The 25963-nt window shown below is 63.9% G+C and carries 26 protein-coding genes and 1 pseudogene; 20 read left to right on the top strand and 7 right to left on the bottom strand.

Annotation, left to right across the window (positions count from 1 at the left end):
- Window positions 1-199 precede the first annotated feature (199 nt).
- Entirely contained in the window at window positions 200-754 is a 555-nt protein-coding gene (locus V2I30_RS04515; protein ID WP_330660887.1) for a hypothetical protein, read from the bottom strand.
- Window positions 755-788: 34 nt separating this feature from the next.
- On the opposite strand from V2I30_RS04515, the gene V2I30_RS04510 reads away from it, so the two are divergent.
- The 3 genes from V2I30_RS04510 to V2I30_RS04500 all read left to right on the top strand — a co-directional run bounded on the left by V2I30_RS04510 (window position 789) and on the right by V2I30_RS04500 (window position 2675).
- Window positions 789-1541, top strand: a complete 753-nt coding sequence (locus tag V2I30_RS04510) for a TlyA family RNA methyltransferase (protein ID WP_330660886.1) — start codon at window positions 789-791, stop codon at window positions 1539-1541.
- A 128-nt stretch (window positions 1542-1669) separates the two neighbouring features.
- Entirely contained in the window at window positions 1670-2254 is a 585-nt protein-coding gene (locus V2I30_RS04505) for a TspO/MBR family protein (protein WP_330660885.1), read from the top strand.
- Between the two features lie 169 nt (window positions 2255-2423).
- On the top strand, window positions 2424-2675 hold the full coding sequence (locus V2I30_RS04500) for an accessory factor UbiK family protein (RefSeq protein WP_330660884.1): 252 nt from the start codon (window positions 2424-2426) through the stop codon (window positions 2673-2675).
- Window positions 2676-2684: 9 nt separating this feature from the next.
- On the opposite strand, the gene V2I30_RS04495 is transcribed toward V2I30_RS04500, so the two are convergent.
- A complete protein-coding gene (locus V2I30_RS04495) occupies window positions 2685-3113 on the bottom strand; it encodes a hypothetical protein (protein WP_330660883.1) in 429 nt (142 codons plus the stop codon).
- Window positions 3114-3253: 140 nt separating this feature from the next.
- Between V2I30_RS04495 and V2I30_RS04490 the strand changes: the two genes are divergently transcribed.
- The 4 genes from V2I30_RS04490 to V2I30_RS04475 all read left to right on the top strand — a co-directional run bounded on the left by V2I30_RS04490 (window position 3254) and on the right by V2I30_RS04475 (window position 8159).
- Window positions 3254-5245, top strand: coding sequence for a S9 family peptidase (locus V2I30_RS04490; RefSeq protein ID WP_330660882.1), 1992 nt, complete (start codon window positions 3254-3256; stop codon window positions 5243-5245).
- Window positions 5246-5262: 17 nt separating this feature from the next.
- Window positions 5263-5862: a DNA repair protein RecO gene (gene recO, locus V2I30_RS04485; protein WP_330660881.1), complete on the top strand. Its 600-nt coding sequence runs from the start codon at window positions 5263-5265 to the stop codon at window positions 5860-5862.
- 32 nt (window positions 5863-5894) lie between these two features.
- A complete protein-coding gene (leuB, locus tag V2I30_RS04480) occupies window positions 5895-6959 on the top strand; it encodes a 3-isopropylmalate dehydrogenase (protein WP_330660880.1) in 1065 nt (354 codons plus the stop codon).
- Window positions 6960-7067: 108 nt separating this feature from the next.
- On the top strand, window positions 7068-8159 hold the full coding sequence (locus V2I30_RS04475; RefSeq protein WP_330660922.1) for a glycosyltransferase family 2 protein: 1092 nt from the start codon (window positions 7068-7070) through the stop codon (window positions 8157-8159).
- Window positions 8160-8162: 3 nt separating this feature from the next.
- On the opposite strand, the gene V2I30_RS04470 is transcribed toward V2I30_RS04475, so the two are convergent.
- Both V2I30_RS04470 and V2I30_RS04465 read right to left on the bottom strand, forming a co-directional pair.
- The gene (locus V2I30_RS04470) at window positions 8163-9542 is read right to left on the bottom strand and encodes a phospholipid carrier-dependent glycosyltransferase (protein WP_330660879.1); all 1380 of its coding nucleotides are present in this window, start codon (window positions 9540-9542) and stop codon (window positions 8163-8165) included.
- A 45-nt stretch (window positions 9543-9587) separates the two neighbouring features.
- Window positions 9588-9998, bottom strand: coding sequence for a hypothetical protein (locus tag V2I30_RS04465; protein WP_330660878.1), 411 nt, complete (start codon window positions 9996-9998; stop codon window positions 9588-9590).
- A 95-nt stretch (window positions 9999-10093) separates the two neighbouring features.
- Here V2I30_RS04465 and V2I30_RS04460 point away from each other — a divergent pair, with 95 nt between their 5' ends.
- The 10 genes from V2I30_RS04460 (at window position 10094) to V2I30_RS04415 (ending at window position 18861) form a co-directional block, all read left to right on the top strand.
- Window positions 10094-10660 carry a TetR/AcrR family transcriptional regulator gene (locus V2I30_RS04460; protein ID WP_330660877.1) on the top strand — a complete coding sequence of 189 codons (567 nt, stop codon included), beginning with the start codon at window positions 10094-10096 and terminating at the stop codon, window positions 10658-10660.
- Window positions 10661-10675: 15 nt separating this feature from the next.
- Window positions 10676-11893, top strand: coding sequence for a trans-sulfuration enzyme family protein (locus tag V2I30_RS04455; RefSeq protein WP_330660876.1), 1218 nt, complete (start codon window positions 10676-10678; stop codon window positions 11891-11893).
- A 73-nt stretch (window positions 11894-11966) separates the two neighbouring features.
- Entirely contained in the window at window positions 11967-13322 is a 1356-nt protein-coding gene (locus V2I30_RS04450) for an alpha/beta hydrolase family protein (RefSeq protein WP_330660875.1), read from the top strand.
- 104 nt (window positions 13323-13426) lie between these two features.
- Entirely contained in the window at window positions 13427-14941 is a 1515-nt protein-coding gene (locus V2I30_RS04445; protein ID WP_330660874.1) for a SulP family inorganic anion transporter, read from the top strand.
- 65 nt (window positions 14942-15006) lie between these two features.
- Window positions 15007-15633: a 2-hydroxychromene-2-carboxylate isomerase gene (locus V2I30_RS04440; protein ID WP_330660873.1), complete on the top strand. Its 627-nt coding sequence runs from the start codon at window positions 15007-15009 to the stop codon at window positions 15631-15633.
- Window positions 15634-15753: 120 nt separating this feature from the next.
- Window positions 15754-16272 (top strand): hypothetical protein, encoded by a 519-nt coding sequence (locus V2I30_RS04435; RefSeq protein WP_330660872.1) that lies wholly within the window; start codon window positions 15754-15756, stop codon window positions 16270-16272.
- Window positions 16269-16868 carry a hypothetical protein gene (locus tag V2I30_RS04430; RefSeq protein WP_330660871.1) on the top strand — a complete coding sequence of 200 codons (600 nt, stop codon included), beginning with the start codon at window positions 16269-16271 and terminating at the stop codon, window positions 16866-16868. The genes V2I30_RS04435 and V2I30_RS04430 overlap by 4 nt, the downstream gene beginning before the upstream one ends.
- A 145-nt stretch (window positions 16869-17013) precedes the next feature.
- Window positions 17014-17418 carry a Co2+/Mg2+ efflux protein ApaG gene (apaG, locus tag V2I30_RS04425; RefSeq protein WP_330660870.1) on the top strand — a complete coding sequence of 135 codons (405 nt, stop codon included), beginning with the start codon at window positions 17014-17016 and terminating at the stop codon, window positions 17416-17418.
- A 79-nt stretch (window positions 17419-17497) separates the two neighbouring features.
- The gene (locus V2I30_RS04420; protein ID WP_330660869.1) at window positions 17498-18289 is read left to right on the top strand and encodes a LysR family transcriptional regulator; all 792 of its coding nucleotides are present in this window, start codon (window positions 17498-17500) and stop codon (window positions 18287-18289) included.
- A 26-nt stretch (window positions 18290-18315) separates the two neighbouring features.
- Window positions 18316-18861: a GNAT family N-acetyltransferase gene (locus tag V2I30_RS04415; RefSeq protein WP_330660868.1), complete on the top strand. Its 546-nt coding sequence runs from the start codon at window positions 18316-18318 to the stop codon at window positions 18859-18861.
- A gap of 95 nt (window positions 18862-18956) precedes the next feature.
- On the opposite strand, the gene V2I30_RS04410 is transcribed toward V2I30_RS04415, so the two are convergent.
- Together V2I30_RS04410 and V2I30_RS04405 are read right to left on the bottom strand one after the other, a co-directional pair.
- Window positions 18957-19850, bottom strand: coding sequence for a hypothetical protein (locus V2I30_RS04410; protein ID WP_330660867.1), 894 nt, complete (start codon window positions 19848-19850; stop codon window positions 18957-18959).
- Between the two features lie 206 nt (window positions 19851-20056).
- Window positions 20057-21802, bottom strand: coding sequence for a hypothetical protein (locus V2I30_RS04405; protein WP_330660866.1), 1746 nt, complete (start codon window positions 21800-21802; stop codon window positions 20057-20059).
- Window positions 21803-22240: 438 nt separating this feature from the next.
- Here V2I30_RS04405 and V2I30_RS04400 point away from each other — a divergent pair, with 438 nt between their 5' ends.
- On the top strand, window positions 22241-22897 hold the full coding sequence (locus V2I30_RS04400) for a PilZ domain-containing protein (protein WP_330660865.1): 657 nt from the start codon (window positions 22241-22243) through the stop codon (window positions 22895-22897).
- Here the strand turns inward: V2I30_RS04400 and V2I30_RS04395 are convergent.
- On the bottom strand, window positions 22841-23425 hold the full coding sequence (locus V2I30_RS04395; RefSeq protein WP_330660864.1) for a hypothetical protein: 585 nt from the start codon (window positions 23423-23425) through the stop codon (window positions 22841-22843). The two genes, V2I30_RS04400 and V2I30_RS04395, sit on opposite strands and share 57 nt — an antisense overlap.
- A gap of 531 nt (window positions 23426-23956) precedes the next feature.
- Here V2I30_RS04395 and V2I30_RS04390 point away from each other — a divergent pair.
- Both V2I30_RS04390 and rpsL read left to right on the top strand, forming a co-directional pair.
- A complete protein-coding gene (locus tag V2I30_RS04390; RefSeq protein ID WP_330660863.1) occupies window positions 23957-25327 on the top strand; it encodes a HEPN domain-containing protein in 1371 nt (456 codons plus the stop codon).
- A gap of 542 nt (window positions 25328-25869) precedes the next feature.
- Window positions 25870-25963 (top strand): annotated as a pseudogene (gene rpsL, locus V2I30_RS04385) (30S ribosomal protein S12); the annotation flags it as partial.

Below are 25963 nucleotides of genomic sequence, written 5' to 3'. Positions count from 1 at the left end.
AGACAAGACTTGAATTGAACTTTTCCCACGTCAGAATGGGAAATCGCCCCCGACATCCGGTAATCCGGGCTTTTCCGCGAGCGATCGGCGCTTCCCGTCGGCGCCATGATCGGCCTTGTGAACTTGCTGTGAGCAGGCTGTGGGCAACTTGTGGGAAAACTGTGAATATTAACCAATCGAATCGGGGTGGTGCAGCGCCTCAGCGGCAGTCCTCGATCACTCGCGTCACCTCGACCCAGGCGGGCAAATAGAGCGTTGGCTCGCCCTCCACGCCGACTGCGAACCGACCCTTGGTAACCGCCATCGCGTCGAGCAGCGGGTCGTTTGCCCCCAGCGCAGTGCTGACCGCCCCACCCTCGTCACCAGGCCGGGCTTCAAAGCGGCGCTCGGCCGTTTCCGTTCTGATCGCCATCAACGCATCGCGCGCGTCGGGGATGGCTTCACGGATCAGGACCACGCGACGTGAGTTTTGCATGCAACCGATCGCGAAAACCGATGCACCAGGCTCGCCGAAGCGGGCGATCGTCCCGCCATCGACCGCCGAATAACTCCAGTTGCCCGGCGTTTGCGGGGCGTCGAGATAATTTTCATAGACCGGCTCCTGCCGCACTGGCGGGGGCAGGGGCGCCGGCGGCGGCAATGGCGCTGCGACCGGAGGCGGCGGAGGCGCGGGCGCCTCGGCCCGCGGGACGCATGCGGCGATCGGGAAGGTCAGCGCAAGCGCGCCGGCGGCGTGGAAGTAGATCGCTTTCATGGCGCCCCAATGCGCGCTAATGCGCCGCTCGTCCATGGCGAAAGCGCCCGCTCCCAGAAAGTCCCGTGTGGACCAGCTGCTCGTCGAACGCGGCCTGGCGGAAAGCCGCACGCGCGCACAGGCGCTGATCATGGCCGGACTGGTCTTTTCGGGCGAGAGTAAAGTGGCAAAGCCAGGGCAGCAAATCGCGGGCGATGCGCCGCTTGAAGTGCGCGGCCGCGACCATCCCTGGGTCAGCCGCGGCGGGCTAAAGCTCGTCCATGCGCTCGATCATTTCGGGCTCGATCCGGCGGGCGCGGTGGCGATGGATATCGGCTCTTCGACCGGCGGCTTCACCGACGTGCTGCTGGCGAGGGGCGCTGCCCATGTCTTCGCCGTCGACAGCGGCACCAACCAGCTGGCCTGGAAGCTCCGGCAGGACGCCCGCGTAACCGTTCTCGAACAGACCAGCGCTCGGGTGCTGACCCGCGATCAAATCGACCGCGAAGTGAGCTGGGTAGTGTGCGATGCGAGCTTCATCGGCCTTGCGAAGGTGCTTGAGCGGCCCTTGGAGCTGGCGGCGCGGCAATGCCGACTGGTCGCGCTAATTAAGCCGCAATTCGAGGTCGCGCGCGGCGAAGTCGGCAAGGGCGGTGTGGTGCGCGACCCGACGCTGCACGAGCGGGTCTGCGCCGGCATGCGGGAATGGCTCGAAGGGGAAGGCTGGAACGTCGACGGCATCGTCGAAAGCCCGATCACCGGCCCGCAGGGAAACGTCGAGTTTTTGATCTCGGCCGAGCGGCACTAACTCGTCGCCCCCTTTCCGACATTTGTCTACAGACGCGCGGCTAACCCCGGTTTGCGCTTGCCCACGGCCGCGTGTATCGCCGGCCCGCGCGCGCTTTGGGCCCCGGCTCGCAGCGCGCGAAACCTTGCATGGTGAGACCCCATAGCGGGCAGGACGAGGCGATGAACTTCCTGGCATCGAAACAGCAATTGCGCGCGAGCTTCATCCGCTGGGCGCTGTTCTGCGTGCCTCTGATCGTGCTGCTGGGCTTTCTCGCCGGCCAGTTGGGCGGCCCGCAGACCGCCTGGTTCCAAAGCCTGGAAAAGCCCGCCATCTATCCCCCGCCCGCCGCCTTCGGCATCGTGTGGAGCGTGCTCTATGTAATGATCGGCATCTCGCTCGCCCTCGTCATCAGCGCCTGGGGCGCGCATGAGCGTGGGCTCGCCATCGCTGCCTTCGCGCTGCATTTTCTCGGCAATCTCGCCTGGACGCCCGTGTTCTTCGGAATGCAGGACATGCAGCTTGGCCTGTGGGTGCTGATTTTCGTGGTGGTGAGCCTGCTCGGCGTGATCGCTCTGTTCTGGAAGATCCGCCGGCTCGCCGGGCTGCTGCTGCTGCCCTATCTCGCCTGGGCGATCTTCGCGACCGCGCTCAATTACCAGTTCATCGCCGAAAATCCCGATGGGGGCGCGCGCGATGCGGGCAGCGGGGCGGTGGAGCGGATCGAGCTCTAAAGTACGTTTTTGTGCGCTCGCCCATCCGGGCAAGCGTCCTCGCTCAATGTCCTCCCCCCGGAACAAGTCCGGGGTACGGACCCGCTGCGGGCGGGCGGTCGCCCTTGCGGCTGTTTCACAGCCGTATTCACGCTGGACAATCCCGGCCTCGCGCACCACATGCGGCTTTATGCAAAGCCAGAACCCGATCATCGCCGATTTCGTCAAGCTCGCCAACAGCGCCGCCGGAACCATGGCCGGCATGACCCGAGAGGCCCGTGAGAGCGCGCGCGAACGCATGCGCGAGGCACTGGGCGGCATGGATTTCGTCAGCCGCGAGGAATTCGACACGGTCAAGGCGATGGCGCGAAAGGCACGCGAGCAGGCCGACGCTCTGGAGAAGAAAGTCGCCGAGCTCGAAGCGAAGCTCGCCGCGAAGTAGGCCTTCCAGTCAGCAGGCGCGCGGGCTGAGGCCCATAGCCTCGGCGATCCGGCACCAGTCGGCTTCCGGGATTTCGCGCTTCGGATTGCGGAAGTAGACGCCCCAATTGTCCGCATCGCCGACAAATTCGAGCTTTTCGAGAAGCGGCCTCACATCGGCGTCGCGGGCGCTCACCCGATAATCCACACAGCGTGCATAGAGGCGACCGCTATCGATCGGGTCGCTGACGATATCGTCTCCGGTAATGCGACCGATCGCGGTGAATTTCTGCACGCTCTCGCCCCTCTTATATTCGGTGGTGGGTGTGTAGATGACAACGCCATCCCCGTCGTCGGCATCCGCGGCGACGTCCTCGCTCGTGCCCAGAAAGCAGATAGAACGCTCTTGCGCATCCATTGAATGATCGAGCGAGGCGGCGTACAGGTAATAGCGGGGCATGGGGGCTTTCCTATTGGAGGTTGCGCGATCAACGGAAATGCCGAGTGACGGGTTCCGAAGCCGGGGCGGCTCGGCATTGCAAGGCGCGGGCAAATCTCTAGGCTCGACCGCGATAGTGTCCTCATCGAAGGAAGTCGTCCATGAAACGCCTGCCCCTTACCGCCATCGCGACGTCGCTCCTCGCGGTTTCGTCAGTATCCCATGCTCAGGAGGCCGAAGAAACGTTCGGCGGGGCGAAGGGCGCGGACATGTCGATCGAGGCGATGGAGCCCGATGGATCAGCGATCACGATCGGACGCGCTGGCGAATATCCCGCCGACATCGCGCGCTACCTGCTTGCAAGCGGGCCGAGCGCGGCGAACCTTTCACCCGATGGCGAGACGATCGCCTTTGCCTGGGACGTGACGGGTCAGTCCGAGCTTTGGGTGATGCCCGCCGGCGGGGGCGTGCCGCAGCAAATCACCTTCAAAACGGGCGTATTCGCGCCGGTTTGGACGCCCGACGGGTCGAGCCTGTTCTACTCCGCTGACCGCGACGGCAACGAACAGCCCGGCTATTTCGCGCTAACACCCGACGGCATGAGCGAGAGCGAAGTCCTGCCCGCCGCGCGCGGCGATTTCCGGCGGTTCGGCGGCTTCGCCGAGGATGGCAGCTTCATCTACGCCTCCACCGCGCGCGGAGCAGGCGTCTACGACATCTATCGCGGCACGCTGGACGGTGAAACCGAGCTGATCGTCGAGAGCGAGCTCGGCCTCTACGCCAATTCGATCTCGCCCGACGGCAAATATGCGCTCATCACCGAAAGCGTGGGCGAGGATGCGGACAACCTTTACCTGCTCGACCTCGCGACCAAGGAGATGACCACCATCTCGAAGCCGCCCGTCGAGGACCGCGCCAGTCACACGCTCGGCGGGTTCGAATGGATGCCCAATTCGAGCGGCTTTTATTTCTCGACCAACCTCGGCCGCGAATACGCAACGCTTCACTTCTACGACCTGGAAAGCCGCAGCTTCGAGCGCGTCTTCGATTCCACCCGCGATGTCGAGAACTTGGAGCTTTGCGGTCCGGGCGACGGCGGGTCCTATCTTTACTGGACCGAGAACGATGACGGCTTCGACCTACTGAACGGCTGGCATACGGTCGAGAAACGCGCGATTCCCATGCCCGGTCTGCCCGAAGGCACCTATCAGCTCGATTGCGAAGCGGATGGGCAGTTGCTCGTAGGCGTGAACGGCTGGCAAACGCCGGGCGAGCTCTGGATGACCGATCCCGTCCAGGGCACCGCCGAAAAGGTCTTCGCGGCCAATCTTGCCGGCCTCGATCCCGAGCGGCTCGTGCGCCCGCAAGTCGTCCGCTACGAAGCGCGCGACGGCGTCGAATTGCAAGGCCTCCTCTACCTGCCCGAAGGCGCCGGGACGGGCGAGGACGCGCCGCCCGTGCTGTTCTCGGTACATGGCGGGCCGTCCGGGCAGTCGCAGGCCAGTTTCGATCCGGTCGCGCAATATCACGTCGCGCGCGGGGTCGCGGTGTTCGAGCCCAATGTGCGTGGATCGACCGGGCTTGGTCGCACCTATTCGACGCTCGACGACCGTGAGAACCGGTTGGAATCTATCGCCGATCTTGTGGACCTCAAGAACGCGCTCGCCGCAGATGGTCTGATCGACGGAGACCGCGCGGCGGTCGCAGGCGGTTCCTATGGCGGCTATGCGGTGAACGCGGTGCTCGCCGAATATCCGGGCGAATTCGCCGCCGGCGTCTCGCTGTTCGGGATCGCCGATTGGATCACCGGTCTCGAAGTCGCCTCGCCCGCGCTCAAGGCCTCGGACCGGATCGAATATGGCGACATCACCGAAGATCGCTGGCGCGAATTCTACCGCGTCAATTCGCCGATCCGCAAAGCCGACCAGATCACGGTCCCCGTGCTTTATTCGCACGGCGTAATGGACCCGCGCATCGACATCTATGAGACCGAAGTGATGGTAAAGACCCTGCGCGAGAACGGCGTCGAAGCGCCCTTCATCCGCATCCCCGACGAAGGCCATGGCTGGCGCAAGCTCTCGAACCAGCTATTCTATTTCCGCAAGCAGGCCGAATTTATCGAAGAGCAACTGGGGCTGAGCGAGGGCGGCTGAGCTTTCGCTGCGCGCAGGTGAATCTCCACACAACCGCCATCCTGCTCGCGAGCCGTCCGCATGGCGAGACCGCGGCGATTGCGAAATTTTTGACGCCCGGCGACGGATTGGTCGCCGCCTATGTCGCGGGCGGACGCGGGCGGCGGCTGCGGCCGGTGCTGATACCGGGCAATGTTGTGGATGCGGAGGTTCGCGCCAAGTCGGACACGCAACTGCCCTTCGCGCGGATCGAGCTGACGACCAGCCGCGCACCGTGGATGAGCGAGCCGCTGCCCGCCGCCGCGATCCAGTGGGCCTGCGCGCTCACCACCGCCAGCCTGCCCGAGCGCAGCCCCTTTCCCGAACTCTACGAGGGTCTGGACGCATTGCTCGAGGCGATCTGTGCGGCGCCCTCCGCGCGCGGTTGGCTCGCGGCCATGGTCGGCTACGAAGCGATGCTGCTGCGCGTGCTCGGCTATGGCGGGACGAGGCCCGATCTGGCGGCGCCGCCGGAGGCACAATTCAAGGCCTTCCGCCGCCTCCATCGCCCGATCCGCGACTACCTGCTTGCCGAGCGCTCCGCCAATGTTATGGCCGCGCGCACGGCGCTGGGCGAGCGGCTGGCGCGGATCATGTGAAGCGAAACGCGAAGGGCGAGGGGAGAGCGGCGATGAAATTGGCGGTGTTTCCCGGCGACGGGATCGGCGGCGAGGTGACCCGCGAGGCGGTGCGCGTGCTCGAAGCGCTGGACTTGCCCGGCCTGACCCTGTTCGAGGGCGATGTCGGCGCCATCGCCTATCGCCGCCACGGCCATCCGATTCCGGAAGAAACGCTGACCATGGCGCGCGAGAGCGATGCCATCCTGTTCGGGGCGGTGGGCGATCCGTCCTGCGATGGGCTTGAGCGGCATTTGCGGCCCGAACAGGCGATTCTCGGCCTGCGCCGCGAGCTCGGTCTGTTCGCTAATTTGAGGCCCGCGCGTGTGTTTGCGGGGCTCGAACATCTCTCGCCACTTAAGCCCGAAATCGCGCGGGGGATCGACCTGATGATCGTGCGCGAGCTGACCGGCGATGTCTATTTCGGCGACAAGGGCGTGCGCGAGGCGGCGGACGGCTCTCGCGAGGGCTGGGACATGATGAGCTATTCGGCGGCCGAGGTGGACCGCATCGCCGCGCTTGCCTTCGACGTGGCGCGCGCCGGGGGCGGGGCCGCGCGGGTGACCAGCGTCGACAAGGCCAACGTGCTGGAGACGAGCCAGGTCTGGCGGGACACGGTGATCGAGGCGGCGGAAGCGGCGGGCGGCGTCACGCTCGACCACATGTATGTCGACAATGCCGCGATGCAGCTGGTGAGCGATCCGTCGCGTTTCGACGTGATCGTTACCGGCAATCTGTTCGGCGACATCCTGTCCGATCTGGCCAGCGCCGCGGTCGGCTCGATCGGTCTATTGGCGAGCGCATCGCTTGGCGAACGGCGGACGCGGCACGGCACGTTCGGCCTGTACGAGCCGATTCACGGCAGCGCGCCCGACATCGCCGGACGGGGCGAGGCGAATCCGATGGCGACGATTCTTTCGGCGGCGATGATGCTGCGCCAATCCTTCGGGCGCGAGGAACAGGCGGAGCGGATCGAGCGTGCGGTTGCGGGGGCGTTGGCGGACGGGGTGCTGGGCCGCGATCTGGGCGGCGCGCACGGTACGGCGGCGATCGGCGATGCGGTGCTGGAGCGGCTGTGACTGCCACTTTCACACCTTGTCATTCCCGCGAATGCGGGAGCCCAGGGCTTGCGACTTACCGACCTGGTCACCCTGGGTCCCCGCATTCGCGGGGATGACCACTGGATCATGACTCTCGACCTCGCCATCGTTCTGCCGACGCTCAACGAGCGCGACAACATCGCGCCGCTGGTCGAGCGCATTGCAGACGCGCTTGGGCCGGAGGGCTGGGAGGTGCTGGTGGTCGACGACGACAGCGGCGACGGCACCGCGGACGAAGCGCGCGCGCTGGCTCGGCGCGACCGGCGCGTGCGAGTGATCCAGCGCATCGGGCGGCGCGGCCTTGCCAGCGCCGCCATCGAAGGCTTCTGCGCCACCTCGGCCAGCTTCGTCGCGCTGATGGATGCCGACCACCAGCACGATCCCGCGCTCCTTCCCGCCATGCTGGCGGCGCTGCAAGCGGGCGAGGCCGATATCTGCGTCGCCAGTCGCTTCGCCCCCGGCGCCAGCACTGCCGACTGGGCCGCGCCCGAGCGCGAGCGATTGTCGGGCTTCGCCAACGCCATCGCCCGGCGGCTCACCGGCGCCGAATTGAGCGATCCCATGAGCGGCTATTTCATGCTGCGCGCCGACACCGCCCGCGCGCTCGCCCCGCGCCTTTCGGGCATCGGGTTCAAGATCCTGCTCGACCTGCTCGCCAGCGCCGATCCGCCGCTGCGCATCAAGGAATTGCCGATGAACTTCGCCCGCCGCCGCGAGGGGGCAAGCAAGCTCGACCGCGCGGTCGCGTTCGACTTCCTCGCCGGGCTTTACGAGCGTATCTTCGGCAGGGTGATCCCGACCCGCTTCGCGCTGTTCGGCACGGTCGGCGCCGCCGGCGTTCTCGTCCATTACGCCGTGCTGGGCGTGCTCCTCACCGGCGTGACGGCAACCTTCTGGAAGGCGCAGCTGACCGCGGTATTGGTGGCGATGAGTTTCAATTTCTGGCTGAACAACTGGTTGACCTATGCCGACCGGCGGCTGACGGGTGCGGGCGCGCTGGCGCTTGGCTGGATCGGCTTTTGCGCGACCTGCGCGGTCGGCGGTTTCGCCAATGTCGCGGTGGCGACGCTGCTCGAAGGGGAGGGACTTTTCTGGCCGCTTGCCGCGCTCGCTGGCATCCTCGTCGGATCGGTCTGGAACTATGCGCTGTCGAGCCGCTTCGTGTGGGGACGGTTCTAGCGCCTAGCGCCAGCCTTCGATCCAGGTCCAGTCGAGGAAGCTCATCGGCCCGTCGAGCGGCGCCGCGGTCAGGATCTTGAAGAACAGCGCGAAGACCAGCACGCTTCCCGCCAGCACGCCATAGGCGGTGCGCGGCGCGCCCGCCTTGCGCATATCGGCCAGCGCAAGCGCGAGCGCGGCGAGCAGGAAGATGCTGGGCAGCACGTAGTGATAATAGAACTGCACCGGCTTGGGCACGATCAGCCACAGGCCGAGCGTGAGCGCATAGCCCCCCACCGCCGCGAGCTTCGCATAGCCGGCACGGTTGAACCCGGTGACGAGGCAATAGACCAGCGCCGGCAGCCCCAGCAGCATGGTGAGCGGATTGCCGATCAGCAGCACCCCGCGCTGTGCCCCGTCGACGTGCTCGTAGAGATACCAGATGCCGCGCGTGTTCATGACCCATTGCGGCCAGGTGCTCTGATAGCCGTGGGGCGCGAGCACCTGCGCCTGCAGCGCGATGATATTCTCGTGCATTCCGATCAGGCCGCGCTCGAGCAAGGGCGAGGGGCGCATGGGTTCGCTGAGCCAGAAGCCGGGAGCGAAGGTGAGGAGATAAACGATCAGCGGCAGCAGGCCGAGCAGGAACAGAGCATCGAGCAGGCTGATCCCCGGCACCGGAATGCCGCGGCGGCTGACCAATAGGCGGCGGCGTCCGCCCGCCAGCCGTGCGCCGAAGAACATGAGGCCGAACGAGGCGGCCAGCGGCACCGCACTCCACTTCGTGCCCAGCGACAGCCCGATCGCCACCCCGGTCAGCGCGAGGCGCCAGCGCCCCGTCTCCGGTTCGCGGCAGGCGGCGGCGAATTGCCAAGCGGCGAGCGAGAGAAAAGCGGCGACGAAGATGTCGAGCATCGCGATGCGCGCATGAATGAACAGGTGGAAGCCGGTGATGATAAGGATACCGAAAGCGATCGTGGCGAAGCGGTCGTAGCTCGCATGCCACAAAGCGCGCATGGCGGCGCCCACGGCAAGGGTTCCGGCCAGTAGAGAGGCGATCCGCCAGCCCAGCGGATTGTCGCCCGCTAACAGCATTCCCAGCGCCATCAGCGTCTTGCCGAGCAGCGGGTGCTCCTGATTGATATAAGCGCCCTCTCCACCGGTGAAGACCGAGAGCAGATCGCGCGCGGCGGGGAGATAATGCACCTCGTCGAAATAAGGCGCGGACGGCACGGTCAGGCGGATGCTGGCAAGTCCGGCGAAGATCGCGGAGAGCGCAAGACACCACAGCCAGGGATCGCTCGGACGGGTCGTGGCCGGGCGCGGCCCTGGCGACGCCGTGCGCGGTGCCTTTACGTCCGCGGCCGGTTCGGGGCGATCGGAGGCGGATAGGAGCTCGGCCATCGGGCGCAGGTGCTTAATGCTGCGCCTTTCGAACGGCAAGACCGATTAGGTGGCCGCCGCCCCGCGAGAGTCCCTGCTCGCCCGGTTTTCCAGCCAGAACAGCCGTGCGCACATGGCGAGCAATCCGATGCTGGCGGTGGGCAGGACGAGCAGCGCCCAGCCCCAGAGGTTCATCCCCTGCGCCCGGGCGCGCGGCACGATGAAGAACAGGCCGATGGCGACCAGCATCACAAGATCCCACCACACCTGAATGCCGGTCAGGTTTTGCGTGTGGTTGGTAAAGAACATCATCACCCCTTCTTCGGCCACCTGGATCGCGGTGTACCCGCCGAGCAGACCGGCAAGCGCCGCCGCCAGCACCGGATTGCCGTTTGTCGGCTTCGCGACGAGGATGTAGACCCCGGCGCTTGTCGAGAAGAGGAGGGTGAGGCCGAAAAGGATTTGCAGAGCGTCCATCGGAAGGTTCCTTCATGTAGCAAGTGCTACGGACGCTGTTACAGCCTTGTAGCACCCGCTACAAGAGCAAATCCCGCATTTGGACCCGAACAGCCATGCCGCCAACCAAACCCCAGCTCTCGCGCGAAACCCTGCTTCCCCTGCTCGCGGCGCATGTGCTCGAACATGGGCTTGGCGGGGCGAGCCTGCGTCCGCTGGCCAAGGCGGCGGGAACCAGCGACCGGATGCTCATCTACCACTTCGGCAACAAGGAGACGCTGATCCGCGAGCTGCTCGAATATATCGCCAATGTCTATGCGACCGCGCTGGACATGGCGCTGGGGGATGAGCGCGCGCGCACCAGGCAGCAATGTCTGGCGCGCATTCTCGATCAGGCACGTCAGCCCTCGATGCAGCGTTTCATGGTGCTGTGGTGGGAGATCGTTGCCGGGGCGGCGCGCGGCATTCCGGGCTATGGCGCAGCGGCCGAGGCGATGATCGCCAAGCAGCTCGTCTGGCTGGAGCAGCAGATGCCCGAGGACGATCCCGATCCGGCGGGCGGGGCGCGCTTCCTCCTGACTCTTATGGAAGGCACGCTGATGCTCGGCGCGGTCGGCCATGCCCGCACGGCTCTCGACGGGCTACACGCGAGCGGACTTGCCGAGGATGAGGCGGAGGATTAGGCGAGCGGCCCTGAGATGAAGAAAACCACCGGAATGGACCGCGCGGCCACGCGCAACTGGCGCCCTGCAACCCGCGCGGTGCGCGGCGGCACCTGGCGTAGCGAACATGGCGAGACCAGCGAGGCGCTGTTCCTCACCTCGGGCTACACCTATGACGATGCGCAGACCGTGGCGGACCGGTTTGCAGGCGAGTCGGAAGGCATGACCTATTCGCGCCTTCAGAACCCGACCGTCGCCATGCTGGAAGAACGCATCGCGCTGATGGAGGGGGCAGGGGGCTGCCGCGCGCAGGCCAGTGGCATGGCGGCGATGACCGCGGCCCTGCTTTGCCAGCTTTCCGCCGGCGACCACGTCGTCGCTGCGCGCGCCGCCTTCGGCTCATGCCGCTGGCTGACCGACAATCTGCTGCCCAAATTCGGGATCGAGACGACCACCATCGACAGCGCCGACAACGATGCTTGGGACAGGGCGGTGCGGCCCGAGACAAAGGTGTTCTTCTTCGAAAGCCCGGCCAATCCGACGCTTGATGTGGTCGATCTGGAATTCGTGTGTCGCCTCGCGCGCGATCGCAAGATCACGACAGTGGTCGACAACGCCTTCGCCTCGCCCGTGTTGCAGCGCCCGATGGAATGGGGCGCGGATGTCGTCGCCTACAGCGCGACCAAGCTGATGGACGGGCAGGGCCGCGTGCTGGCGGGCGCAATCTGCGCGGATGAGGAATGGCTTACCGAGGTGCTGATGCCGTTCCAGCGCAACACCGGCCCGACCCTTTCCGCCTTCAATGCCTGGGTCGTCATGAAAGGCTTGGAAACCCTGCCCCTGCGTGCCCACCACCAGAGCCGTAGCGCGGTGGCGCTAGGCGAGTTCATGGCCGAGCGAGTGCGCGCGGCGGGCGGCCACATGCGCCACCCGGGCCTGCCCTGCCATCCGCAATATGCGCTCGCGCAAAAGCAGATGGATGCGACCGGCCCGATCTTCGCCTTCGACGTCGGCTCGCGCACCCGCGCCTTTGCCATCCTCGACGCGCTGGAACTGATCGACATCTCCAACAATATCGGCGACGCGCGCAGCCTGATGTGCCACCCCGCCAGCACCACCCACGCCAATATGGGGGAAGAGGCCCGCGCCGAAATGGGCGTCACCGAAGGCCTGCTGCGGATCAATGTCGGGCTTGAGGATATTGAAGACCTGCAAAAGGACATCGACCGCGCGCTGCGGGCAGCCGGTTTGTAACCGGTTGCAAATGTTTCGTCCTGGCCGTTCCGAACGACGTAACTGATCGAGACGGGGCCGCGAGGAGAGAAACATGCGTATCTGGACGATCCTTCTGCCAATGGCGCTCATGGTCCCGGATGGCACGCTCCGGGCGCAGACAGCCGAGGATTTCGACCCGACCGGTTATTGGACCGGTGCAATCGTCAAGGAGGGGTCGGTTCTTCCTGTCGAGATCGACATCGAAGCCACTGAGGAGGGGTTGCGCGCCGACACACGCTTTTCGGACTGGTACTTCTATTCTCCGTCGAATTTCGAGATTGTCAGGAAAACCGCGAACGGGCTGATCATCGAAGACTTTCTCGCAGGCGACGCGGTGTTGGCACTGGAACCGCGCTTCGAACAGTTGATCGGCAGCGTAGGAAGCGATGGTCGCACATTGCATCTGAAACGCGCTCCCCGGCCTCCCGAACCGCTCATAACAATGACGGAGACCAGCTTCGTTTCCGCCGACGGCACCCGGATCGCTGGCAGCCTTACCATGCCGCAATTCGGGGAGCAGGTCGCCGGGATCGTCATCGTGCGCGGACGCGGATGCGCTACGCGCGTCAACGGCAAGGCCCGTTTTCTTGCGCGCTATGGCATCGCGGTCCTGACATACGACAAGCGCGGCTCGGGAAGCTCGCAAGGCGATTGCGAAACGTTCACTTTCGAACAGCTGACCGACGACGCGATGGCGGCACACGGTCACCTCGCAGCCAATAGTAGGGTCGATCGGCGCAGGGTCGGCTTCATGGGAGAATCGGCGGGGGCATGGACGATCCAGGCGGCGACCGAAAGGCTGAGTGAGAATGAGAGTGCCGCCGACCCGGCATTTCTCGTGACCTGGATTGGGCCTTTGACCTCGATCATCCAGCAACAGATCAGTTCTGCCGCAACCTACGGTGCATCAATCGGGCTGTCGGCGGAGCGGCAAGCCATCCTGGCCGAGGTATCGCGCATCATCGTCGATCCAGCGCTCACCGATGACGAGGCATTCGCAAAGCTCGATGCAATCAGGATTTCCGCTCAGCGAGAGGGATGGCTCGATCGCGGCTTCGGCGCCGACGACATTCCGCGCACCCGCACCGATATGAGCAAGCTGTGGCTGCGCCGGTTCGCCTACGATCCTGCGCCGTTCTTCGACCAGATGGGCGAATTGCCCTATCTCGCCGTCTTCGGTGGCAAGGACCCAATCGTCCCGGTCGAGGAGAATGTCGCTGTACTTCGCGGTGCCGGTTCGAACGTCGAGATCGTCGTTCTCGAAGAAAGTGGCCACGGCTACAACTTCGACGAACGCAAGGGGACGCTTACCGATGGCCGTGATATCCTGCTGTTCGAGGGGCCGGATACAGGCTTCATTCGCGCAACTCTCGAATTTCTGGAGGAACGCGGTTTCCTGCTGCGGTGACGCGCATGGGGCGCGAAAATGGGCAAAAACCGCAGACGCACGAGGTTGTGCATTGCAGCATTAACGCCTAGGCGCGCCGCTCTTTCCAATTTCAGGCACCTCCTATGACCCGATCCGCCATTTTCGCGGACACTTTCCGCCGCGACTGGTTCGCACAGCCGCGTGCCGATATCCTTGCCGGGATCGTCGTTGCGCTCGCGCTCATTCCCGAGGCGATCGGCTTTGCGCTGATCGCGGGGGTGGACCCGAGCGTCGGGCTCTATGCGAGCGTCGCCATTGCGATGGTCATCGCCTTCACCGGCGGACGGCCCGGCATGATCTCGGCGGCGACTGCGGCGGTGGCGGTGGTGGTGATCCCGCTGGTGCGCGATTACGGCGCCGAATATCTGTTCGCCGCGACCATCCTGATGGGCGTGTTTCAGATGATTGCGGCGCTGCTGCGGCTCGACCTGCTCATGCAATTCGTTAGCCGTTCGGTCATCACCGGCTTCGTCAATGCGCTCGCGATCCTCATCTTCCTGGCGCAGCTGCCCCAGCTCCTGCCGGGCAATCCGGGCGTGGGGCCGTGGACCTGGGCGATGGTCGCCGCGGGCCTGGCGATCATCTACCTGCTGCCGCGTCTTACCAAGGCGGTGCCGAGCCCGCTGGTGGCGATCGTGCTGCTGACGCTTGCCGCAGTGTGGTGGGGTCTGCCGGTCAACAATGTGGCGGGCGAGGGGACGCTGCCCGACGGCCTGCCCGATTTCGCGCTGCCGCAGGTGCCGCTGACCTGGGAAACGTTGCGCATCATCGCGCCCTATTCGGCGACCATGGCGGCGGTCGGGCTCCTCGAAAGCCTGCTGACCGCGCAGATCGTCGACGACATGACCCATACCGACAGCGACAAGCGCCGCGAAAGCGCCGGCCAGGGCGTCGCCAATATGGTGGCGGCGTGCTTCGGCGGCATGGGCGGCTGCGCGATGATCGGCCAGTCGGTTATTAACGTGGCGAGCGGCGGGCGCGGGCGATTGTCGACCTTTACCGCGGGCGCCTTCCTTCTGTTCCTCCTCACCGTGCTCGGCCCCTTTGTCGGGCAGGTGCCGATGCCCGCGCTCGTTGCGGTAATGATCATGGTCTCGATCGGGACCTTCAGCTGGAACTCGATCCCCAATTTGCGGCGCCATCCCCCGACCAGCTCGATCGTGATGATCGCGACCGTCGTGGTGGTGGTGTGGACCCACGACCTTGCGCTCGGCGTGCTCGTGGGCGTGCTGCTTTCGGGGATATTCTTCGCGCAGAAGGTCAAGAACTTCTTCACCGTCGAGCGCGAGCGCCGGCCCCATTCGGCGGTGTACCGCGTGCGCGGCGAGATCTTCTTCGCCAGCGTCGACAAGTTCATCGACCGGCTCGGCCCCGAAAGCCAATACGAAGACGCCGCGCACAATGTCGTGATCGATGTCTCGGGCGCACATTTCTGGGACATTTCGGCGATCGGCGCGCTCGAAAAGGTAATCGAGCGCATGCGCCGCAATGGCCGCCACACGCGGGTCGTCGGCCTCAACGCGGCCAGTGCGGACCTGTTCGACCGGTTCGCGCTGGCGGACCGCACGGGTGTGGAACTGGGGCTGGCGCCGATGTGAGCCTCGCGGCTTGAAGTGCCGCGGCCTCCGTGTCACCTCGCCGACCGAACCAAGGAGCACCCTCGATGGCCAACCGCGTCGAACTGATCTTCGATTTCGTCAGTCCCAACGCCTATCTCGTATGGTGGCCGCTGCGCGATCTCGTGCGGCGGACGGGGGCGGAACTCGACGTGACGCCGGTGTTCCTGGGCGGCATGCACAAGCTGACGGGCAATGCCCCGCCGGTGATCCGCGACGCCGAGGTCAAGGGCAAGACCGAATACGCGATGCTCGAAATGCAGCGTTTCATCTCGCGCCACAACTTGAAGGACTTCCGCCTCCACCCGCAATTCCCCTTCAATTCCATCACGCTGCAGCGCATGCTCTATGCCGCGGACGAGGATGGGCGCGGCGTGCAGTTTGCCGAGGAAATGACCAAGGCGATCTGGGAAGAGGGGCTCGACATCGCCGATCCCGAAGCGATCGGCGCGGCCGTCACCGCCGCCGGTTTCGACGCGCAGGACCTGTTCGAACGCGCGCAGAGCGATGCGGTGAAGCAAGGACTGATCGCCAATACCGACCGCGCAGTGGAGCGCGGCGCCTTCGGCATCCCGACAATGTTCGTTTCACAGGGCGGAGCCGATCACCGGGCGGAAATGTTCTTCGGCAAGGAGCGGCTCGATCAGGTCGAGGAAGAACTCGAACGCGGTTGATCCCTCGCGGCATTGCGACGCCGCCAAACCATTAGCCAGCGTCGTCGCCGTCACGAAACTTGCATGCGCCGTTCATCGTACCGACTTATAGGAGCGCAACCAAATCACTGGAGACCCTTAATGAAGTCCGTTCTTTCCCTGTCTGTCCTTGCCGCGATCCTGCTCGCTGCGCCTGCCGGCCTAGCCGCGCAGCAGCGGGGCGAAACCCCGTCCATCATCGTCACCGGTGAGCAGAAGAAGACATGGGAAAAGGGCAACAAGCGCGAGGCCGAGGGGCTCGAGGATATGCAGGAGGCCGAGAAGGAGCTCGTCGAAGCGAGTGCCGACCTGGTCGATGCGCAAAACAAGCGCGACCGTTCGCGCGAACGCGCTGCCAATGCGCGCGCCTCCTTCGAGCGCCTGCGCCAGAGCGCGCCCTTCGCCGAGGCCCAGAAAGCCCATGAATGGGCCCAGGAACTCGAGGAAGCGGCCGAGGATTGGGAAAAGTATTCCGAGACGATCGAAGACGCGCGCGAGGAACTCGAAGATGCGCAGGACGAACAGGCCGATGCGCAAGAGGCTGTCGAAAAGGCTCAGAAGAAGATCGACGAAGGCCGCGCCATGATGGCCGAGGCCGAGCGCCTGAGCCGGCGCCCGTGACACGGGGCGGGGGCATCAGGTTCGGGGCGGGCGGAGCTGCGGTCCTGCTATGCGCCCTCGCTGCCGCGACGCCGGTTTATGCGCAAAGTGGCGAGCGCGAAGGCTCGACGGGCGCGAATGCCGTCGATGCAGTGACCCAGCCGCTGACCGATCTCAATCTGCGCAATCGCGAGATTCCGCCGATTCTGCTGTCCGCGCAGGCTGCGCCCTATGCGCTCGACAACACCCAGGATTGCGCCGCCTTGCGCGGCGCGATCGCCCGGCTCGAAGACGTACTCGGCCCCGATGCCGATACACCCGAGCAGGATCGCAGCCTCGTCAACAGCGCGCTCGATGCCGGCGGAGACGTGCTGGGCGGAATGATCCCGTTTCGCGGGCTGGTGCGCCGGATTTCGGGCGCCCGCGCCGCCGAAGCGCGCTGGGAGGCGGCGATCTATGGCGGGGTCGCGCGGCGCAGTTTCCTCAAAGGTTATCTTTCCGCCAAATCGTGCCCCACCGCCGAAGAGGTGTCGGTCCGCTCGGCGCGCGACGTGCTGGGTCTCGAGCCCATCGGCGGCGATAGCGATGGCGAGCGCGCTTCCCGCGAGGACCGCTGAGCGCGGGCGGGCGTTCGCGCCGCGTTGCTGACGGACCTGGATCCCGCGACCCGCATCGCGATTGCGTGGCAGGCAAACAACAAGGTGGATTTTGCAGCCCCCGCCTCTTGAGGCTTGGCGACGAATCGTTACCTTGGTTCCCGCGATGAAAGAACTCTTCCAACACGCCGCCATCACCGAAGGCATCACCGTGCGGGTCGCGGTGAACTTCCTTCCCGAACAATCGCACCCCGAAGCGGGCAAGTGGTTCTGGGTCTACCACATCCGTATCGAAAACGGGTCGCATGAGGAGATCCAGCTGCTGACCCGGCACTGGCGGATCACGGATGCGCGCGGCATGGTCAATCATGTCGATGGCGACGGTGTCGTCGGCGAACAGCCGCGGCTGGCGCCGGGCGAAAGCCACGATTACGTATCGGGCTGCCCGCTCACGACCACGCATGGCTCGATGGAAGGCTTCTACACCTTCGCGCGCGCCGACGGGTCGCCGCTCGAAGTGCGCATACCCTTCTTTCCGCTCGCCGCCCCGGAAACCGCCGAGGGCCGCTAGAGCGCCTCGGCACATGACGCTACGGGCGCGCCCAGCGATGCTTGCGATAGGCGGGCGGCGCGGTTAGGCGCCTTCGTCAGTGAAACGCACCCATCTCCCCCTGAACGCGCTGCGCGTTTACGACGCGGCGGCGCGGCATCTCTCCTTCACCCGCGCGGCGGACGAGCTTGCCGTCACCCCGGCGGCGGTGGGCCAGCAGATTCGCGCGCTCGAAGATCACCTAGGCGTCGTCCTCTTCCGCCGCACGTCCAAGGGGCTCGAACTGACACCCGAAGGCAGCGCGGGTCTCGACGCCTTGCGCGAAGGGTTCCTGCGCTTTGAGGAAAGCGTGGCGGCGATGCAGGCGGGGCAGGCGAGCGACCGCTACACCATCGCCGCGCCGCGCGAATTCTATGCCGAATGGCTGTCCCCACGCCTTGCGACCTTCCAGAAGGGCACGCCCGGCGTGGTCTATTCGATCATCGCCGACGAGGCCGCCGAATTCACCGAGGCCAATCTCGACCTCGCCATCCGCCTCGTCGATGGGCCGGGCGACCTGGAAGGCGTGCAGCTTGCCGAGGCGCGCCGCGTCACTGTCGAAGCGCCCGATGCGCGCGATGCCTGGATCGACTGGCCCGGCGCGCAGCTACCCGAAGACGTGCGCCCCTGCATCAAGGCCGGGAGCGCCGGACAGGCGCTGTCGAGCGCGATCGCCGGCATGGGCCGCACTGTCCTGCCGCTACCGCTGGTCGAAGGGGCAATCGCGCGCGACCAGCTTACCACCCTCGACGAACCGGTGGAGAGCCGCCGCGCCTATTGGCTGGTCGCCCCGGTCCCGCAATGGCGCAGCAAGAAGGTGAAGGCGCTGGTGGAGTTTTTGACCGATGCATAGCCAAGCCGCTCGCTCGGAAATTCCCGATGCATGAGGTCGAAACGCTCCGCACGGAGCGCTTCACCCTGCGTCCGCTGGAGCGCCCGGACGCCGCGGCGCTTTTCCCCACCCTCTCCGCTCCCGAACAATGCCGCTACCTCACCCGCCCCGCTTTCGAGAGCGAGGAGGAGCTGTGGGATTGGCTCGCCGATCCGGACTGGAACGGGCGGACCTGGATCGCGGAAGATCGCGAAGGCGATGTCGCGGCGCGCTTCGTCGCTGTCCCGGGGCATGAGGCGGGGGTCGAGGAAGTCGGCTACATCACCTGCATGCACCGCCAACGCCAAGGCGTTGCGAATGAGGGCATGTGCGCGCTGATCGACCACCTGTTCGCGGCGCCGATCGATAAGGGCGGCGCACGCAAACTGACCGCCGAAGTAGACCCCCGCAACGCCGGTTCCGTGCGGCTGCTTGAAAAGCTAGGCTTCACCCGCGAGGCTCATTTGCGCGAACATGAGACGACGCATATCGGCGTGTGCGACGTCTTGGTTTACGGGCTGTTGAAGGAAGAGTGGACCAGCGAAGGCGGCTAGAGCTTCGGCCAAGCGCCAAGCTGCGCGGTCGCTTGTCCTACGATGTAGCTGCGCGCTTCGGGATGTCTTAAAAGGGGTGGGGAGCGGAAGGTCTGTTATTGCGCGATTTCGTTCAAAGGCAGACGGCAGGCAATGAAGGCGCGACCAAAGTCAGCAATCCGCCTATTGACAAGAGGTGGGTCGTTTAAGATCGAACCCTCAGAAACGTTCAAGCCCAGCTGAGCGGCGTCATCATCTGAAAAATAGACGAAGTTACGCGGCAAAGTGCTTGGCCCGCCACAAAGCTCGGCAGGAAGTGCGGAAGCATCGTTCGCGTCGACGGCGTGGATTACAGCCGGGTCGACGCCCGCGCGCCGCAACAAAGCGTCTTGTCTCATCCTGCTTTCGTCGAACGACGCAAGAAGTCGTGCTCGGTCTACGCCGATTTCTGAAATTCTGTCTCCGGATTGGGCATAATGCCTTTCGAGGCTTTCTTCGATACGCGAGCGGGACTGATCCGAAAAACCGCCATGAAAAAGAACCAGTGTATTCGGCGTTATCCGACGATCCACGACCCCCGCGAATATGTAGTTTGCACAGGAGGAAGCGCACAATTCGTGAGCGAATACAGTCGCGTCTTGCGCTTGTAGATTTTCTGCTATCGCCAGCGCAACTTCTGCGTCACCGCCATGCGATCGGATGACCAGATTCTTTCTGCTCTCGGCCGCGTCTTCAGCCCATTCCCCGAGAGCACGGGTCCCGCCACCGACGTCATCACGCTCGATTGTCCCATCGAAACAACCCAAGAGGCGGTCGGGTGAAAAAAATTCGCCCGACTCCGTAGCTTTAGTAGCCTCGCGACTTTCGAACCATTGGAGGCAAGCCGTTTGCGAAGCGACCTCGCTTTCTCCCCTCTCGGCATGAAGTGATGCGCAACTGGCGAGGAGGGGAATGGCGCAAAGCCAGAGAAGCGATAGCCGTCTTCCAACCGATACCATTTTCTTCTCCAACCCTCCCCTCCAGATATTAGAACACCGCTGTCCAAGCAAGCGTCCAAGATCTGACCTAATTCCATGCTACACCAGAGATTACATCAGGTTTTCGGCATCTGGCCGTGGCACCTCTCTGTCCGCAATTGGGGTCGGAAGCGGACGCACAGATTGAGTAACGGCGTCCTCTCCCGCGCTACTCCTCGCACGCATACCCAAATCGGGCCTCACCCTCGCTGCAGATTGGTAATCAGCCGCTCCACCCCCGCGTCGCCCCACACGAACACGCCGACATTGCGGCGCAGCGCGTGTTCCTCGGTGCGGGCGATCTGCGGGTCGTCCAGCGCGCGCTGTAGGAGCTGGATCGTCCGCTCCTCCAGTCCCTGCTCCCCCACCAGGCGCGGACGTTTGGAAAGAATGCGCGCCGCATGCAGATCGTCGGTACTGAGCGCGGCGATCAGCAGATAGAGATGCAGTAGGGCATCGGGCGCAGGGTTGCGCTCGATCATGCTGCGCAATTGCTTGGGGGTCAGGGCGCTGTCCGTCCCGTAGACGTCGCAGGAACTCGCCTCCGCCTCGAGCGCGGCCACCATGGCGGGGTAGGACGAGCTTGCTTCGAAGGCGCGGTTGACATGCGCAATCGCGCCTTCGCAATTGTCGTTTGCCAGCTCGACCTTGGCCGCGGTGAAATTGGCAAACGCGTTGAACCGATCATGCGCGAGCGCCCGCGTGACGTCGTCCCACCCCTGGCCCGCACGTTCGATCGGTTTGCTGGCGAGATGGCGCTGCTGAAAGTAGCTGAAAGCCCGCCGGGCGAAGAAGAACGGCGCATATTCGCTATCGGCAAATTCGGCGATGCATTGGTCCACGAGCCCCGCCGTGCGTGCACCATTGGCGCGCTGGTTTTCGATCGCGATGAAACATTCGTAGCCGCTGCGCGGATTCCCAATCATCCCGCGAAACTGATCGCTGGCAATCGCGCCGGTCGGGGACATGATGAAAACAAGAGCTGCCTCGATATCCTGCGCGAACGCCTCCGGATCGCTCGGATCGAAGCGGATATCGTCGTAATACAGAACGTTGCCGTCGTCCTTGGCAAGGCTGACAAAGGCGCGCAGCTCTTCGCCCTCGCGCTGGGCGAAGTCGAGATCGAGGCGATAGTCCGGCGCGGCACCATTGCTGTCTACATGCAATCGTGAAATGAACGAGGCGGCAAGCTGGATTTCCGCGCTGCGCAGCGAAAGTTCGACCTCGTCCATGGCTGCGGCCGTATCGCCGGCGATCGCGGAGGTGTCCGCGCGAAGGGCGACCGTCGGCTTCGTCGAAGCGGTGGAAATCGCGGCGTCACCGGAGAACCAGCCGAGCCGGTCGGCTGCGATGAAGGATGCGAGGCCAAGGGCCACGACGCCGAGCAGAGCGGTGAGCGCCATGCGCGACTTGGCCTTCTCGCGCCACTGCCGTCCGCGCGGCGTCAGGGGCGGATCGATCTGCGCTTCGCCTGTGTTCGAAGCCACAACGGCAGAGGATGGACCCGGCCCGTCCTGCGCATCGCTGCCACTTGCGGGAACCGCCTGCGCTTGAGGCGCGACGCTCGAAACCGCCGCGATCTCGCTTTCGGGCTCCTTTATCCGGGCCAGATCAAGGCGGTACTCCCCCGGCTCGAGCACGATCCGCACGCCGTCGCGCGGTTTGTTGCGGGCGTAGTAATTGTCAAGATTGGTGCGCAGGCGCGAGATCTGCACGCGGGGATAGCTGTCATTCGCGAGATCGAAATCGGGATCCTTGCCCAGCGCATCGACCGCGATCTCGTACTGCCCGGGCGGTTTGCCGCCGCGAATGGTGGCGTCCACCAAATAGCGCAGCAGGCGCGATTGCACGGGCGCGCGCTTGAAGATCAGGTCTTCGAGCACGTCCTCGGCTTCCAGCCTGAGCTGGTTCGAAAAGATAAAACGCGGACCCTGCGTTTCGCTCATAGCGAATACCAATGTAGTTACAACCGGTTAACAGCGCTTTTACTTTTTCTATTCGCGCCAGGTAACACGGAAGAATCTGCGACATTCCTCAACATGTAACGTTACATATACGGTACGAAACTCAGCTTTATGAGCGGTTAAAATTATTGTCCGCAGGTATGAAGCGATCATGCCTCGCACTTCTTTCGACACTCCTGCTCGCCGCAATACCCGAATTTGCCGCGGCGGCGCAGGAGAGATCGGCGAAACCTACCCACTCACCGGTGGCAGTTCAGGCATCCGCTTCGGTCCGGGTTCTTTCGGGCGCGAAGATGCAGTGGTCCGCATCCGCGCCCGAAGGAACCCAAGATTCCGGGGAGGGGAGGGGGGCCTCGACCTCCGAAGTCACCATCAGGCTGCACCGCGCAAGCGGGCAAGAGGAGAAGGGTCGCATCCACTATGTCGATTTTCACTGACAATACCGCAATATCGCAAGGCGATTGGTCGCCCGGCGCCGAAACCAACGCGCCGGCGGGCGAGTTCGACGAAGCTCCCGATCGCCGCGAGACGAACCGCTTCAAGACCGCATTCCGCCCCGGCTGCATCATTATCGGCGAACGCGTCGTCCTGGGCATGATCCGCAACATGAGCCGCCACGGCGTCATGATCGAGGTCGAGGAACCTTTGCGCGAAGGCCAGCGCCTGTCCTATTTCTGGGACGAGCACCGCCTCGTCTCGGCCCGGGTCATCTGGTCCGACGGCAACCGCCATGGGCTGGAGAACGACGTCGAGGCGCCGATCTACGACACGCGCCACACCTATCGCTCGGTCCGCGTTCCCTGCACGCTCGAGGCCGAGATCTGGGCCAATGGCGAGCGTCAGCGGCGCGAAGTCGCCAATCTGTCGCTGGGAGGAATGCGCGTGCGCCGGCTCGAGGCGCGTCCCGGCAACCCGCTCACCATCGCGATGGCGGGGGTCGAGCTCTACAATGCCGACGTGCGCTGGAACGACGGCGGCGAGGCCGGCATCCGGTTCGCAGAGCGCCTCACCCGCAGCCAGCTATCCGCGATCCTCACGCATGAAAGCGTGCGCTTCGGGAAGCTCATCTTCGACTAGGGGGGACTTGGAAGGAGGAGTCTGGGGAGGGGGAGCCTCGGCAGGGGGAGCGTCCGGGGCGTCTCCACGCGCCCCCGCTTCCCCGTCGCTCGCCGGCTTCGGAATACGATCCGCCCAGGCGCGCTCCTGCTCCCAATCCCGGCGCCAGCGTTCCTTGATCGCCATGAAGAACTGATAGTTGGCCTCCTGGTTTTCCGGCGAGTTGCGCTCCAGGCGCTGCTCTTCGTCCCATTCGGCGCGCAACCGCTCTCGCAGCGCCTCGTAATCGGGATGTCCGGGCACCAGCTCGCTGCGGCCATAGCGCGCGGGCAACCGGTTCTTGAGGAAGAACATCACCAGCGCCTCATTATGCCGCACCTCGGTCCCCAGCACCTTTCCGGCCGAGACCACCATGCGCTCCTCCCCTTGAATCGCGCGGGCCAGCGCCCCGCTTTCGAGCCGCGACACCCCGCGATCGATCGCCGCCTCCCACGCCGCGCGAAACCCCTCCGCCCCGGGCCGCTGCCGCAGCTTGTAGATCGCCTCCATGCTCTTCCCGACCGGCCTCAAGTAGCGAAGCGGTAGGCTGCAAAAAACGCCGCGCGGCCTCGGAGACGATCCCGGTAGCGGCGAGATGCGCGATGAACTTGCGTTGGAGATCGGCGGTAATCGAGTTGCGCCGCGGACGCACATGCGGAACCGGCTCGAACGCAAGCAGCGGATCGTCCGCCGCCGGCGGCTCCCCGGCAAAGGCCACCGCGCTGGTTGCCTGCCGCGGGATCTGGCGCTTGTTGTTGAGCTCGCTCATGCCGCCACCTTGACCGACATTGCGAGGCGACCGAGGCGCCGCGGGGATCCAGCAGCAGGCGGGTGAGCGGGTGGGAGGGGGCCGGACAGCGGGGATGCGGGGTCGGTGGGTTGCGTGAGCATGGGGCGGTCCTTTGCGTATGCGCCTCGGGGGGAAGTGCAAGGACCGGGGGATTAAGCAGGTTTTTGCGGTGTAGGAAAATAAGATCACGACGTCTTCCAATTTGACATCCTGTCATTACCCATTGGTCCTATTGAGAACCTTCGGAAGACATGACCTTGAGAAACGGCTTCAGCCAACCAGTCGATTTGTCCGTTAAAACTAAAGAGGGACAAATTCGGAAATTCTCTGCGATCTTGCAGCAAGATCCGAATTATCTGGAATTCAATACAATCGAACTTCTCGGGAATTCTCGCGACAGCCGAGAGATGAGAGAGCTACTAGGTTCGGGCACCGTGGAATGGTGGATTGGTCACAGTGACCCACGAGATAAAAACGTTCGCTTTGGCGAAGGTTTTGTTCGCTCTGCGCATAATTGGATACATCTTGGGTCTGACGCGCAGGCGATTCGACCTCTCGGCATCATCGAGATTTTGTTCTCAACCGCGGAACACCAGTCCAAAGAGCAAAGCAGCCGAATCTCATCGGAAGTTTGGCTAACTCAAAGGCCAGCTGGTTGGTACGTCGAGCCGGATGATCTTGTACAGTTCAAAGCTCTCGATACGATTGGCGCTTGGTTTGACGTACCTGATAAAAAACTAAAGTTCAGGCTCAAAACGATCTCGCAAAAACGTATTGATGAACGGATTTCGGACGAAGTTCACCTCCTTGAAATTCCTGCAGTTGAATTCGAAGACACATCGGGCATTGCAGAGGTTTTTGAAGACCAAATCTCGTACTGCCGTAATGTCTCTCGCTTACTTCTCTCTTTCTATTATCGTCGACCACTCTTGGTTTTGATGGAGAGTTCGCGGAACGAGAAGGCGGTCAAGACGAAATGGCAATCTCTAAAAATCGAGCCGCGAGAAAATTCGAGGTCTTTTCCGCGCTCGTTGATTGGAGATAAAGAAGGCTTCATCAGGACAGGGCTACAGAGCCTTGAGGGCTTCGGAAAGAGCCTGCGAGTTTTGTTCGCTGCTGTTTATGGATATTATTCTTCCTATCATGCAAATACGATAGAAACGAAGCACGCGATTTGTGTTCGAGGAATCGAAGCCCTAGTGTCAGCGCACGAGAAACAAAAAGGGTTAGATAGGCAGGTTCTTCCGAATAATTCCTGGAAGAAAGTCGTCAAGAAACTCAAAGAGCAAATCGATCAATTTGACTTCCGAGACGATGAGCTCATGAAGATCAAACGACATATATCATTCGTGCCGACAATGTCTCTCGAGGAGAGAATCCGAAGAATGGTAGATTCGCAGGGCTCGTATTGGATGGCCCACCATAGGAATCTTCTAGATTTTCTGCCTGAGATCATACTCATGCGAAACAAGATTGTTCATGGGGAGCGAAACTTAGACGCGCATAACATCGATCGTGCGACCCAGAAGGCGCGCCTTATATTTGAAATGCTATTTCTAGCTGCTGCAGGAACCAAATCCGTCAGTTCAATCGAGTTGATGCGGCAAAGGTCATATCAATAGCCTCTTCGCCCACAATCCCGAACCTTGACCCCTCCCCCCGATCCCTTTATGAGCGCGGCCATTCGAGGGATGTCGTGAGCAACACACACACGCCCTCAAACAATAGAGCTGAACATTGGCGGTTCGTCCCGCGAGGCTTTGCTCGGATGTGAGTGAGGCCTTTTCTATTGGGCTCCAGGCCATGACCAGATCCCGGATCCCCCGCTTTCGCGGGGGCAGGCAAGTCCGGGATGACGGTGGTGGAGGGGAGTTTGGGGCGATCGTCAAAGTAACCCGGTGGCCGATGGGGCCGCGTTTGGGTGGAGTGTTTCTGGCTCGCTTGATGCGAACCCCGGCACAAGGCCGGGGTCTCGTGCCGCTGGCGCCGCGCCGGTGGAGGGAGGTCCCAGCCTTCGCGGGGACTCGCAATGAGCGACTGACGCACCACACCCGAACGTCCCGAATGTCACTTTCATGGTGAAGGGCCAATTCGCCTCACCCGTTCGCCGAACGGAAGTGGGGAGGAAGCCTCGCACCACCCAACGGTGAAGAGAAAGAAGTCTATGCCGACGATCAACCAGCTGGTCCGCAAGGGCCGCACTCCGCAGAAGGCCAAGTCCAAGGTCCCTGCGATGGAGCAGAACCCGCAGAAGCGCG

Origin of the sequence: Erythrobacter sp., assembly GCF_036351135.1 — a bacterium.
Taxonomy (GTDB): Bacteria; Pseudomonadota; Alphaproteobacteria; order Sphingomonadales; family Sphingomonadaceae; genus Erythrobacter.
Note: the sequence above shows the minus strand (reverse complement) of the source record. Positions and strands in the feature narration are given on the sequence as shown.